This is a genomic window from Aquimarina sp. AD1 (assembly GCF_003443695.1).
Classification (GTDB): Bacteria; Bacteroidota; Bacteroidia; order Flavobacteriales; family Flavobacteriaceae; genus Aquimarina; species Aquimarina latercula.
In genome coordinates, this window is record NZ_CP031966.1 from 1,795,117 (window position 1) to 1,807,500 (window position 12,384).

General features: G+C 30.2%; 15 protein-coding genes (1 of these 15 only partly in view). 9 read left to right on the plus strand and 6 right to left on the minus strand.

Annotated features, from left to right (window positions below; all coding sequences use genetic code 11):
- Nucleotides 1–17 precede the first annotated feature (17 nt).
- Nucleotides 18–1,430, plus strand: a complete 1,413-nt coding sequence (gene rlmD, locus D1815_RS08115; protein ID WP_118386571.1) for a 23S rRNA (uracil(1939)-C(5))-methyltransferase RlmD — start codon at nt 18–20, stop codon at nt 1,428–1,430.
- A 58-nt stretch (nt 1,431–1,488) separates the two neighbouring features.
- Here rlmD and D1815_RS08120 read toward each other — a convergent pair whose 3' ends face one another.
- Nucleotides 1,489–1,788: a DUF4468 domain-containing protein gene (locus D1815_RS08120; RefSeq protein WP_147404337.1), complete on the minus strand. Its 300-nt coding sequence runs from the start codon at nt 1,786–1,788 to the stop codon at nt 1,489–1,491.
- Nucleotides 1,789–2,403: 615 nt separating this feature from the next.
- Nucleotides 2,404–3,291: a hypothetical protein gene (locus D1815_RS08125; RefSeq protein WP_118386573.1), complete on the minus strand. Its 888-nt coding sequence runs from the start codon at nt 3,289–3,291 to the stop codon at nt 2,404–2,406.
- Nucleotides 3,292–3,515: 224 nt separating this feature from the next.
- On the opposite strand from D1815_RS08125, the gene D1815_RS24095 reads away from it, so the two are divergent.
- Nucleotides 3,516–3,647 carry a DUF4372 domain-containing protein gene (locus D1815_RS24095; protein ID WP_369899412.1) on the plus strand — a complete coding sequence of 44 codons (132 nt, stop codon included), beginning with the start codon at nt 3,516–3,518 and terminating at the stop codon, nt 3,645–3,647.
- Here D1815_RS24095 and D1815_RS08135 read toward each other — a convergent pair.
- Together D1815_RS08135 and D1815_RS08140 are read right to left on the minus strand one after the other, a co-directional pair.
- Nucleotides 3,644–4,354 carry a hypothetical protein gene (locus D1815_RS08135; RefSeq protein ID WP_118386575.1) on the minus strand — a complete coding sequence of 237 codons (711 nt, stop codon included), beginning with the start codon at nt 4,352–4,354 and terminating at the stop codon, nt 3,644–3,646. The genes D1815_RS24095 and D1815_RS08135 overlap by 4 nt on opposite strands.
- Nucleotides 4,355–4,614: 260 nt before the next feature.
- Nucleotides 4,615–4,815 (minus strand): hypothetical protein, encoded by a 201-nt coding sequence (locus D1815_RS08140; RefSeq protein WP_118386576.1) that lies wholly within the window; start codon nt 4,813–4,815, stop codon nt 4,615–4,617.
- Nucleotides 4,816–5,040: 225 nt separating this feature from the next.
- On the opposite strand from D1815_RS08140, the gene D1815_RS08145 reads away from it, so the two are divergent.
- Entirely contained in the window at nt 5,041–5,544 is a 504-nt protein-coding gene (locus tag D1815_RS08145; protein WP_027392940.1) for a DUF6452 family protein, read from the plus strand.
- The gene (locus D1815_RS08150; protein WP_027392941.1) at nt 5,510–6,235 is read left to right on the plus strand and encodes a DUF6048 family protein; all 726 of its coding nucleotides are present in this window, start codon (nt 5,510–5,512) and stop codon (nt 6,233–6,235) included. Before D1815_RS08145 ends, D1815_RS08150 begins: the two co-directional genes overlap by 35 nt.
- A 19-nt stretch (nt 6,236–6,254) precedes the next feature.
- On the opposite strand, the gene D1815_RS08155 is transcribed toward D1815_RS08150, so the two are convergent.
- On the minus strand, nt 6,255–7,400 hold the full coding sequence (locus D1815_RS08155) for a class I SAM-dependent RNA methyltransferase (protein ID WP_118386577.1): 1,146 nt from the start codon (nt 7,398–7,400) through the stop codon (nt 6,255–6,257).
- A 71-nt stretch (nt 7,401–7,471) separates the two neighbouring features.
- Here D1815_RS08155 and D1815_RS08160 point away from each other — a divergent pair, with 71 nt between their 5' ends.
- From D1815_RS08160 to D1815_RS08175, 4 genes are all read left to right on the plus strand, one after another.
- Nucleotides 7,472–8,203 (plus strand): cyclopropane-fatty-acyl-phospholipid synthase family protein, encoded by a 732-nt coding sequence (locus D1815_RS08160; RefSeq protein ID WP_027392943.1) that lies wholly within the window; start codon nt 7,472–7,474, stop codon nt 8,201–8,203.
- A complete protein-coding gene (locus D1815_RS08165; RefSeq protein WP_342667683.1) occupies nt 8,203–8,880 on the plus strand; it encodes a ZIP family metal transporter in 678 nt (225 codons plus the stop codon). Before D1815_RS08160 ends, D1815_RS08165 begins: the two co-directional genes overlap by 1 nt.
- Before the next feature lies 1 nt (nt 8,881).
- Nucleotides 8,882–9,310 (plus strand): DUF4268 domain-containing protein, encoded by a 429-nt coding sequence (locus D1815_RS08170; RefSeq protein WP_027392945.1) that lies wholly within the window; start codon nt 8,882–8,884, stop codon nt 9,308–9,310.
- 125 nt (nt 9,311–9,435) lie between these two features.
- The gene (locus D1815_RS08175) at nt 9,436–10,236 is read left to right on the plus strand and encodes a hypothetical protein (protein ID WP_118386578.1); all 801 of its coding nucleotides are present in this window, start codon (nt 9,436–9,438) and stop codon (nt 10,234–10,236) included.
- A gap of 45 nt (nt 10,237–10,281) precedes the next feature.
- On the opposite strand, the gene D1815_RS08180 is transcribed toward D1815_RS08175, so the two are convergent.
- Nucleotides 10,282–10,908, minus strand: a complete 627-nt coding sequence (locus D1815_RS08180) for a hemolysin III family protein (RefSeq protein WP_118386579.1) — start codon at nt 10,906–10,908, stop codon at nt 10,282–10,284.
- A 202-nt stretch (nt 10,909–11,110) separates the two neighbouring features.
- On the opposite strand from D1815_RS08180, the gene D1815_RS08185 reads away from it, so the two are divergent.
- A protein-coding gene (locus D1815_RS08185; protein WP_118386580.1) for an ATP-binding protein crosses the window boundary here: on the plus strand, nt 11,111–12,384 show its 5' portion. The gene runs 943 nt beyond the window's last position; only the first 1,274 of its 2,217 coding nucleotides appear in the window; its start codon is at nt 11,111–11,113; its stop codon lies beyond the right edge, outside the window.

Below are 12,384 nucleotides of genomic sequence, written 5' to 3' on the forward strand. Positions count from 1 at the left end.
ATTCTTATTTTTGCGCTATGGCAAGAAAGAATAAAAGGCAAGTTTTTGAAAATATAGAAGTGATTGATGCTGGTGCAAAAGGAAAAAGTATTGCTAAAGCTCCTGATGGAAAAATCATATTTCTAAATAACGCAGTACCTGGAGATGTTGTGGATATTCAAACCACTAAAAAACGAAAAGCTTTTTATGAAGGAACGGCAACTACTTTTCATAAAAAATCTGACAAACGTGTCCAACCTCTTTGTTCTCATTTTGGTACTTGTGGTGGGTGTAAATGGCAGTTTATGGGGTACGAGCATCAACTAAACTATAAAGAGCAGGAAGTTATAAATAACCTAACTAGATTAGGAAAAATTGAGTTACCAGAAGTAACTCCAATACTAGGTTCTGAAGATCAATTCCTTTACAGAAATAAAATGGAGTTTTCTTTTAGTGATAGTCGTTGGTTAACATTAGATGAAATCCAAAGTGACACAGAAATTAAAAATAGAAATGCTCTAGGGTTTCACATCCCTGGAATGTGGGATAAAATTTTGGATATAGACAAATGTCATTTACAAGAGGATCCTAGTAATGCTATTCGAAATAAAATAAAAACATTTGCTACAGAAAATGATTTATCATTTTATAATGCGAGAAAGCAAAGTGGTTTCCTTCGCACTCTTATGATGAGAATTGTATCTACCGGAGAAATTATGGTGTTAGTTCAATTTTTTCATGAAGATGTAGAAAAACGAACCTTATTATTAGATTACATAGTTTCTGAATTTCCAGAAATTACATCATTACAATATGTAATTAACTCTAAAGGAAATGATACAATTTATGACCAGAAAGTAATCTGTTATCACGGAAAAGATCATATCGAAGAAGAAATGGAAGGTTTACGTTTTAAAATTAACGCGAAATCTTTCTATCAGACCAACTCCAAGCAAGCTTATGAATTGTATAAAGTAACACGAGATTTCGCTGGTCTAACGGGAAATGAATTAGTATATGATTTATATACAGGAACGGGTACTATTGCTCAATTTGTAGCAAAAAAGGCAAAAAAAGTAATTGGTGTAGAAGCTGTGCCAGAAGCTATTGCTGATGCAAAAGAAAATGCTAAGCATAATAATATCGATAACGTAGAATTTTACGTAGGAGATATGAAAAAAGTATTTACTTCGGATTTTATAGCTACTCATGGACAACCAGAAGTTGTAATTACTGATCCACCAAGAGATGGAATGCATAAGGATGTGGTAGGACAGTTACTTAACATTTCTCCCAATAAGATTGTGTATGTTAGTTGTAACAGTGCAACACAAGCTAGAGATTTGTCGTTATTAGATAGTGCATATAAGGTTACTAAAGTGCAACCTGTAGATATGTTTCCACAAACACACCATGTAGAAAATGTGGTACTACTTGAAAAGAGAAGTTAAAGCCTAATTACACATTATTGTATTGCGGAAATATTGCGGATTTTAATTAAAACTAGAACTAACGAACTCTTCCTTCTTTTATTTCAGTTTTAATAGAATATTTACAGTCTATATCAACTAAAAACATACCTCCTCTACCATTGTTATGAATACCAGAGTATACTCCTTGGTCTAATATTAATCCAGCATCATCATTTTGAGTTATTAACTCATAGTTTTCAATTTGGTTTTCAACTAAAAAACTAAGTACCTTATTATAGATTTCTTTCTTTGTTAGTTCAGGAATTTCCACTATCCTTTTGTATGATATTTTATCATTTTCATCTAAGCTCCATTCTTTTTTAATTTCCTGAATCATTTTTTTTGTTTTTCTACTTTGTCCGTAGCTTAAATTTCCAATTAGAACTAGAAGGGTAAAAAGGTGTTTAACTTTCATTATATTTTTTTAAATTAATAATTCGGGGAAAATTCTAACCAAAATTATATTAATTTACCATTAGTTGTATATGGTCAATACTCAAATTTTTATCGAATAAATCAACCTGTTCAAAATATTTGGAAAGTGAAGGGTTAAGAATAATATAAACCTTTATTGATTTATATCTAAACTTATAATCTTTTTATGCGTTTCATCCCTAACATGAAAAGGGAATTCATCTTTATATATGCTATGATTGGACTGTTGTGAGTGAACCACGATTTCTATAGTTATACGCTCATCTATTAAAATTTGTTGAGCCATAGTTATAAAACTATACCTAGGAGCTTTAGAATAGGGCTTTTTTGATAGCTTAAGCTTTTCTTGTATACTAGCGAATATTGTATTCTACAAGTATAAGTGTATAGAACACAAGGTTTGTTACCTCGATTTTTGTTAAAAATTTGAATTTATATATATTTCTTATAATTATTCAGATGTTTTCAAATAAAAAAGACTGTCCATGAAAAGACAGTCTTTAGGTTATAATTAAGATTATAAGGTGAGATCATCACCTGGAAAGTAAATCGCTTGAACTGAACAAACATTAGCACATCCTCCACCATCTGTACACAAAATTACCGCTGCCCCTGCATCATTTCTACTATTATAAGTTCCTGACCACTGCAATTGTCCATCGCCATTATAACAATCAACTTGCCAGCCTCCTACTAATTTTGGGTCGTCATCAGCAACTCCATCACTTAATTCAATTGATTTTTCGTCAACTTCTGTAAGTTGCTTTAACCAGAACTTATCTCCATCAAAATTAATTGTAACTGCAATTGCCTTTGCTTTTGATTTTTTTGCAATAGTGTTTTGTTCCACTTGCTTAAGGACTTCATCTATAGATTTTTCTTTTGTAGTTTTTTCAGCAGTGATTTTATTCCAAGCCGGAGTATATGTCATCATAGCATTACAAACAGTAGCGCAACCCCCGTTATCAATGCAATCCCAAGTAGCAGCGCCCGCACAACGAACACTTGCACCGCATTCTGTGGTTTCTGTTGATCCGTCACCATAGGTACATGTTACAGTGTAATTATCTCCTGACTTAGCAAGAAAAGATTTTGGTTTATCTGCATTATTAAATATCATAATTTTTTGAGTCAATTCCTGAATCTTAAAATACTTATGATAGTCTGGTTTAGTAAGATGTTTTAACTCAAACTCAATTGTTTTTCCTTGTGAATCTCCTATTGATTTCATTTCAGCAACAATATCATCAATAGTTTTTTGGCTTATTTCATTGCCCTCCAAAAGAACAATATTATTTTCCGGATTTGTGGTAGTTTCTTCTTCTTTAGTACAGCTAGTAATACTAATAATCAACGTTAAGTAAAAAATACTAGTCAATTTTTTAATTCTAAAAAAGTTTTTCATTGTGTAATAATTTATTGGTTAATGTCATTACTGGCCTAATATACAGAATTTTACCCTTTATTAATGTTAAAAATTCCCCTCAATTTCTATAAAATTGTTCTCAACTATCCGAAAGTCGTATTAAAAAAGTAGCCTGAGAATCCAGTATTTTAGATTTGGAAATAAAAAATACATTTTATGGGACTCTTCAGGTGGACTAAAAATAATGATCAGCCATTAGTCAAATTTTAAACTTAGTTCCGCCTTGGTTGCTTCATCGTTCTACCGCTCAACACAATAGTGACAAAAGTTGCAGTAAGTATACGACTTATGACCAATTAGTAGCTATGAGTTTCGGACAGCTAAATAAATGTTAAAGATGATTGTAGTTCAAATCTATAATCTTTTTATGTGCCTCATCCCTAACATGAAAAGGGAATTCATCCTTATATATACTATGAGTGGACTGTTGTGAGTGACCCACTATTTTTATAGTTATACGCTCATCTATTAAAATTTGTTGAGCCCTAGTTATAAAACTATATCTAGGAGCTTTAGAATAGGGCTTTTTTGATAGCTTAAGCTTTTCTTGTATACTTGCGAAATACCTACTCATATTAGGAATAAAAGTATTATAATTATTAGTTAAAGCTAATGGTATTAAATAAGGTTTACAATCATACTTTTGTAATAGCTCCCAAGCTTCTGGAAATATATAGTTTGATACCAAAACATTTGTCCCTCCTTTGAATCGATTAAACTCGATTCTGCCATTAGATACATGTTCGTCATATCTTAAATTAACCAGATCCCCTAAGTCAATTCTCCCAAGATAGAAACAAAGCATAAGGTAATTTAAATAATTCTTAATCCCTCCACCTCTAGCATTCATATGCGATGCGTAATCATTGTTCTTAATCTTAAGTAAGTCATCAACCGTTAAAGCCTTGCTTTTTGTTTTTTGTTTTTTTGGCTTTACACCAGAAAAAGGATTTTTATGATCTGTTGATTTATTCCAAATAGTAATAAGTGAATTTAAATAACTAATCACACCATTAGGGCTTCTTGTTTTTTTACTATTCAATGTTGGAGTAACTAGCAGTCTTTTTTATAATCATTAGCGACCGATGTATCAATCTGTTCGTAAGTGAAATCTGGAAAAAAGCTTTGAAAACTATTTAACGCTATTTTATAGGATCGATTATTTAATCGGTTTGCTAGATCCATTCCGTCTTTGTAAAAAACTCCAGAACTACTATTTTTTAAAATATCAATAATACGATCAAATGCTAAATTATTAACCCTATCATTTTCTAAAAGTTTTATTACCTCTATTTTTCTGATTTACAAATAATTAACCAACCCAATGTAATCAGGGTGTGATTTTTTTGGCAACGCATTAGAATTATCCCAGTCTTTCTTTTTAGAGAAATAACCGGTCCTTATTGGTTTTTCTTTTTTATTTTTGGTCACGTATATTATAATTGGGAAACCTTTTGTAGTTTCGACATTTTTACGTCCATCTAAAGTTATTCTAGCTCTCATTTATTAATTGCGGGTTATTGCGGAAAAATTGCGGAAATATAACCCTAAAACTAATTATTTTTAGGGTTTTTAGGACAATTTAAACAAAAAATATTTTTACCAAACCTTTGTTAAGTCGCATTTACAAAGGATTTAAAAGGAAAAATTAAGACTATTTCTATTTTAGAATAGTCGCCACAAACACATCATGTGGAAAACGTAGTTTTATTAGAAAAAAGATCATAAATGAAGTTACATAAAGCTTTTATTCCTATTATTCTCGGAATCGTTGGTATATATCTTAGTTCCAGCTGCGAACGAGATGATATCTGTGCCGAAGATACATTAACTACCCCTCTACTAATTATTAAATTTATTGAAGACGGTACAGTATCTGATATCAAACAACCAAATGAATTACAAATAGGGTCTCCTGGGTTTCTTAACATTATTGATTACGAAACGAATCAAGATTCCATAATGATTCCTCTAAGAACAAGAGGTTTATTAACAGATTTTGAGTTTATCATTGATTCTGACTCTGATACTCCTAATACAGATGTAGTTAGTTTTCAATATACACCTGTAGAAGAATATGTTAGTAGTGCTTGCGGTTTTAAAGTTAACTATAATGGACTTACTGCTAGTGTTGCTGTGGAAGATGGTGATGAAAATTGGATCAAAAGTATAATCATAGAAGAAGATAATGTAACAGATGAAACAGCTGCACACGTACTTATTTTTCATTAGTCTCCTGGTTTCAGGTACTATTTTAGGTCAAGAAGAAACTAATATTTCTGCAAGAGACACGTTGCCCCCATCAGAAAAATATGGATTAAGGGTTGGAGTAGATATTGGTAGATTAATTAGAACTGCTGTCAATGACGATTATTCTGGGTTTGAAATAAATGCAGATTATAGAGTTTATAAAAACTATTATTTGGCTGCAGAAATTGGTAATGAATCCTTATTAAGAGATGAAACCAATATAGAAGTAGAAGGGTCTGGAAGTTATATCAGACTTGGAATTGACTATAATACCTATAAAAATTGGTATGGAATGCAGAACAACATCTATGCTGGACTTCGATACGGATTTACAACGTTTGATCAAACTTTAAATAATTACAACATATTTACCGGAACGGATTTCTTCGATCTAGATAATAATCCTGAAAATTTCAGAAATGAAAGACGAGAATCCAAGGACCTAACTGCTGGTTGGATAGAATTTGTTTTAGGGCTTAAAGTAGAAGTACTAAACAATCTTTATTTAGGAGCGAGCGTTTCCTTAAGAAGATTGGTAAATGAAGAAGATCCTGCAGGTTTTGAGAATCTATTTATTCCAGGATACGGAAGGACTAATGATTTTAGTGAATTTGGTGTAGGTTACACCTACACGATAAGCTATTTGATTCCTTTTATTAAAAGAAAAAGGTAACATTTAACTTCTAAAAATATTACGGTTTATTCTGAAATTTAGCTTTCTTACTACCCGCATACATCTCATATTTAACCAAACGAGATTCTAATTTACCATTAAACACCTTTATTTTTCTAGAAGGTCTTAACCCTACAAATTTTAACGCCTCAATGTTTGAAGTAATAAACCAGGCATTAGTATTTGGATAATTCTGTTTAAGCGTATCTCCAATTTGAGCATAAAACTTCTCCTCATCCAATTCTAAACGTTCGCCATAAGGAGGATTAAAAACCATATGTAGTTTATTATCTCCATCTTTAAAGCTTTCAAAAAAATTAGCATCTTCAATTTTAACGAAATCAGTAAGATTGGCATTTTCTACATTTTTCTTTGCTTTCCTAACAGCCGAAGGAGCTTTATCAAACCCTTTAATTGTATGACTAAAATCTCTCGTTTTATTTAAAGAAGCAGCTTCAATCTTTTCAAATAAATCCATATCCCAATCCAACCATTTTTCAAAAGCAAATTCTTTTCGATTCAGATTAGCAGGAATATTACACGCAATCATTGCTGCCTCTATAGCCAATGTTCCACTTCCACACATTGGATCTAGAAAATCACACTGCCCATCCCATCCAGACAGTAATAATAAGCCTGCAGCTAGAACTTCATTTATTGGTGCAATATTAGTGGCTGTTCTATATCCTCTGTGATGTAATGAACCTCCGGAACTATCCAATGAAACGGTACACAAATCTTGTTGTATATGAATATTAATCGTAAGATCGGGATAGTCTGTATCAACACTAGGTCTTTTCCCCGTTTCTTTTCTAAACTTATCTACAATAGCGTCTTTAGATTTTAAAGAAACAAACTGTGAATGTCTAAAAATTGTGGAATTAACAGTTGCATAAATAGCAAAAGAATCATTGGTGTCAAGATATTCATCCCAACGAATGGATTGTATAAAAGAATACAGATCTTTTTCATTTCTTATTTTTTTAGCAGCAACAGGTTTTAATATTTTCAAAGCAGTTCTTAAACAAAGATTTGCTTTATACATAAAACCAGTATCGCCATAAAAACTAACCATACGATTACCTATTTCTACCTTTTGGGCTCCTAAGTTTCGTAGTTCTTTTGCTAATACTTCTTCAAAACCAAAAAAGGTTTTGGCTACCATTTTAAATGAATTACTCACTATATTCTAATTCGCTATTATTAAACCGCAAAAATACATTAATTTTGCGCCCTATGCTAAAAGATTCTACAATGTGGTATGCATCTTGGTTTGATACACCATATTATCATATACTATATAAAGACAGAGGTCATACAGAGGCACAACAATTCATGGATAATCTAAGTGGTTATCTTAGTTTAGAACCAGATGAAAAGATTCTGGATCTCGCTTGTGGAAAAGGAAGACACAGTATTTATTTAAACCAACTAGGGTTTGATGTTACTGGAGTAGATCTTTCAAAAAATAGTATTGAATACGCTAGTCAATTCGAAAACGAAACATTAAGATTTAGAGTACACGATATGTCTAAACCTTTTAATAAAGAGTTTTCAGCTATTTTTAATCTCTTTACAAGTTTTGGATATTTTGAAAAAGAAGAATGTAATCTTAATACTATTAAAGCTATAAAATCTGATCTAAACGAAAAAGGATTAGGGGTTATAGATTTTATGAATGTAGATTATGTTATTGATCATCTTATCCCAGAAGAAACCAAAGAGGTTTCGGGTATTGTTTTTCATATAAAACGATATGTAAAAGAAGGATATATATTTAAAGAAATAAAGTTCACTGATAATAATGAAGAGTTTTTCTTTACAGAAAGGGTAAAAGCATTAACTTTAAATGATTTTCAAAATTATTTTGAAGAAGCTAAAGTTGATCTATTAGATATCTTTGGTAATTACCAACTTGAAAAATTTCATAAAACCACTTCTCCTCGACTTATTCTTATATTTAAATAGTGTATAATTATATATTATCCATATCAGCCATTTTTATTGGTTCCTTAATAGTATATATATTTAGGCCTAATAATCAAAAAAAGTTAAAATTACTTTTAGCTTTTAGCGGAGCTTTTCTTTTAGCGATAACCATATTCAACCTGTTACCAGAAGTATTTGAAGATCATCAATATGCCAAACAAACTGGCGTTTGGATTATGATTGGTATTTTACTTCAAAAAGTATTAGAATACTTTTCTAAGGGAGCCGAACATGGTCATATACATCTTCATAAAGAAACTACTCAAATTCCCAAACTACTTTTTATAAGCTTAGGAATCCACGCAGTTTTAGAAGGATTTCCTATTCATCATACAGAAGGTATTCTTATTGGAATTATCATTCATAAAATTCCTATAGCGATGATATTGACTACCTTTTTAATCAATACTGAAATAAAAAAACCTATTATCCTACTGATCCTTCTTCTCTTTGCATTAATGACACCTTTAGGAACATTTCTCTCTGAACATTTTGAAACTCTTCAAAACTTTTATAAAGAAATCACAGCGCTTGTTATCGGTATATTTTTGCACGTTTCTACCACAATACTTTTTGAAAGCAATGAAGGACATAAATTTAATATCACCAAACTTATGGTTATTCTAGCCGCTACAGCTAGCGCATATTTTATTTAAAATGTTTAGTAAAGAAGAATCAAAAAAAATAAGACAAGAATTTTGGACCACTTTTGGTACTAACTATCCAAGAAAGTGGTTGCTATATAACACAAAAATCAAAGATGTAACCCTTAAATTTACCTTTACTACAAAATTTGCTCAAGTATCTATTGATATTGAACCACATGATGACATAATAAAAGCTTACTATTTTGATAAACTTTTAAGTTTAAAAAATATAATTAAAGAAGAGTATATTAACGATATAATTTTTGATGAATTATATGAATTAGAAAATGGTAAAATTATTTCTAGAGTATATATTGAATTAGCTAACGTAAGTATCCATAATAGAAAAACTTGGGAAGAAGCCATGGTATTTCTAAACAATCACATGGATAAACTTGAAGCTTTCTTTTTGGAATACAAAGATTTTATTGAAAGTTAGATTAATAATAACTACAAGGGTTAATTTATAACAAATTCTTAGTTTTAGTATTAAAACATTATCAAATAATTATTTTGAATAGTTTTTCATATCTTGGGATTAACTAAAACACAAACTCAATAATTATGAAAAATTATGTTAGCTCTATAGCAATCTTGCTATGTGCACTATTATTTGTACAATGTACTCAAGAAAATATCTCTCCACAAGCACAAGAAATTGGGCTCGAAATTGAGAATGAAAATCATTTTTCGGGTAAACTTTACACTAACAATAGTAACATCGACTATTCAGTAAAAGCAATTTCTGAACTACAATTTATGGTTGTCTTAATGATTGACAAGAATACAATCGAAGCTTCTGTTAACTATGAAAATGAAGGTATCTCAATTGATGGTCATAATAACAACTTTTCTGAAACGCAAAAAGAAGGCTTATTAAATACCGGAAGAGTTATTTCTGAATATTTGTTGGATACAAAGAAAGGAGAAATATCTATGGCCGAGTATACATTACTTGCTCTTATTGAGTATTGGAGTAAATCTCCATCAGATTACGTATACAGTAAAAGAGAGATTAAATCTACCTCCAATTCTAATGCTCTAAAAAGCAGAAATGAAGGCATTACCTGTATAAGAAAAAACACCTATGTAAATGCAGAATATGACGATTCAAGAGGGAATCATAAAGACAGAGTTAAAGTTGGAAGTAAACCAAGAACCAACTACGGATGTATGGGAAGATGCGGAGGAGATTGCGGTAGATGGTGGATTCCAAGTGCATGGACTAAAGACTGCATGGATCACGATCAATGCAGTAATGTAAATAATGCTAGCGGCGGAAGTGGTGATAGAAACTGTGGAGATGAATTTAACGAAGCAGCTGATGATTACGTATTTGGAGTAATCAGAGGATGTAGAGGATGATTTAAAAAATAGGATAAACCATAAAAATATGGTTTATCCTATTTTTTATATGATATACTCTAAAATAAATATATAATGAAATATACTACCCGCTAATACAAAAAGATGCCAGATTACATGATTAAAATACAACTTCTTAAAAGCATAGAAAACTATACCTACAGTATAAGCTAATCCGCCATAAATCAAACACATAATTCCCTCATAACCAACAATATCAATCAAAGTAGATATATCTAATACAATTAACCATCCCATTAATAAGTATAGCATCACAGAAACAATCTCGAATTTTCCTGTAAAAAAAAGCTTTAAGATTGTCCCAAAACCAGCCAATGACCATACTAAGGTAAAAAGTAACAATCCTTTACTATTTAATAAAGTAATCAAAGTTATAGGAGTATAAGTTCCTGCTATTAATAAATAGATACTAACATGATCCATTACTCTAAACCTGTTTTTGAGAATAATATCATTAGTATAATGATAAGCAGATGAAGAAAAATAAAGAATTATCAATGCTATAGAATATATTAAAACAGAAAATGTACTATAAGATGTTTTGTTAGTATTACTAAACATCAATAAAATCAAACCTAAAAAAGAAAAAAGAAAGCCAACAGCGTGTGTCAACCAATTCCATCTTTCCTCTACAGCTGATTGTACTTTCATAGATGACAAAAATAACAAAGTGATCAATTTTGAGGGCAACCAATATTAGTTAATATTAAATATTTTTAAAAAAAGTAGGAATAAACTTATTTTTATTAAGTTAAAAATAAAAATAATAAGCTTTAAACGTATATTAAATGTATTTAAGCCGTTAATTTCATTTTTTTTTATATATTTGAACGCCCCAAATCCGTATTGAATAATGAAAAGTATTAAAATAGTAAAGCATTTTATATGCTTCCTGTGTCTTAACTTATTTTTCCCTAATCTTTATGCCTATCAATATGAAGAAATGTCATTCCCAGAATTGGAGTGTACCATTACTCATACAGAAGAACACCTAAATTCAATTGGCAGAGCTAATAGCGTAATGCTAATTGAAAATATTATTGACATTTCTTCTAAATTCAATACACAACAGGAATATTATCTAAAAGGATATTCTTATAATCTCTTAGGAAAAATACACTTTCTAAACAAAGAATATAAAAAAGCATTAAAAGAATATAAAATTGCAGAACTATTTATAAAAGAGTTAGAAGGTCATTCTGAATTAACTATCGATGTCAATAACAATATAGCTTTAGTCTATCTAGAAGGATTTAATAAGCCATCTAGAGCATTAAAAAGAATTAAGCATATTTATGAAAATTCCGAGAATCTAAACAGTCACTACAAACACAGTTTAGAATTAAATCTAGCCAATATCTATCTAAAAACTCGAAATTATAGAAAAGCTTATCGGTTATTAAAAAAATGCCAAAAATATTTCAGTAAGAATTCCGAATATATTGACGAACTGTTAATAACATATCTCAGCTTTGGTGAATATTACAAAATTCATAATAACTACAATAGTGCTATAAAGCATTTTGAAGAAGCTGCAACCATTGCAGAAAAAAACAAAATGTTTAGACAAGCAATGACCATTTATAAAAAATATGAAGAACTACTTGTAAAAATTGGAAGACAAGATAGAGCGTACGCAATTCTTAAAAAATATACCAAACATCACGAAACAGCATTAGAAACTGAGAAATTAGAAACTAATCAATTCAAAGAAAAATTAGTAGTAAGCAATAAAAATAACAGTATTCAAACTCAAAAAGCAAAACAATCACAAACTGTATCTATTTTTACTTTATCACTACTTTTATTATGCTTAATCCTATTTTGTTTTTTCATTTATAATCATAGAAAAACAAAGGTACTTGGAGAATCATTAGCGTTAAGAAATAAAGAATTAAAAATTTCAAAAGAAAAATCTGATCGTCTTGCAGCGGTAAAAACAAAATTTATATCCACAGTAAGTCATGAGCTAAGAACACCTTTATATGGTGTAGTTGGTTTGTCATCTATTCTTATGGAACGAATTAAGGATGAAGAAAATCACAAATTTATAAAATTAATGAAATTTTCTGCTGATCATCTTCTTAACCTAATTAATGATGTACTTCAAGTAACTAAAATGGAATC

Coding starts and splice junctions, on each gene's coding strand:
- D1815_RS08120 (WP_147404337.1), bottom strand. CDS start 1,788: ATGATTCAGGAAATTAAAAAAGAATGGAGCTTAGATGAAAATGATAAA.
- D1815_RS08125 (WP_118386573.1), bottom strand. CDS start 3,291: ATGAAAAACTTTTTTAGAATTAAAAAATTGACTAGTATTTTTTACTTA.
- D1815_RS08140 (WP_118386576.1), bottom strand. CDS start 4,815: ATGAGAGCTAGAATAACTTTAGATGGACGTAAAAATGTCGAAACTACA.
- D1815_RS08160 (WP_027392943.1), top strand. CDS start 7,472: ATGCTAAAAGATTCTACAATGTGGTATGCATCTTGGTTTGATACACCA.
- rlmD (WP_118386571.1), top strand. CDS start 18: ATGGCAAGAAAGAATAAAAGGCAAGTTTTTGAAAATATAGAAGTGATT.
- D1815_RS08155 (WP_118386577.1), bottom strand. CDS start 7,400: ATGGTAGCCAAAACCTTTTTTGGTTTTGAAGAAGTATTAGCAAAAGAA.
- D1815_RS08150 (WP_027392941.1), top strand. CDS start 5,510: ATGAAACAGCTGCACACGTACTTATTTTTCATTAGTCTCCTGGTTTCA.
- D1815_RS08145 (WP_027392940.1), top strand. CDS start 5,041: ATGAAGTTACATAAAGCTTTTATTCCTATTATTCTCGGAATCGTTGGT.
- D1815_RS08175 (WP_118386578.1), top strand. CDS start 9,436: ATGAAAAATTATGTTAGCTCTATAGCAATCTTGCTATGTGCACTATTA.
- D1815_RS08180 (WP_118386579.1), bottom strand. CDS start 10,908: ATGAAAGTACAATCAGCTGTAGAGGAAAGATGGAATTGGTTGACACAC.
- D1815_RS08170 (WP_027392945.1), top strand. CDS start 8,882: ATGTTTAGTAAAGAAGAATCAAAAAAAATAAGACAAGAATTTTGGACC.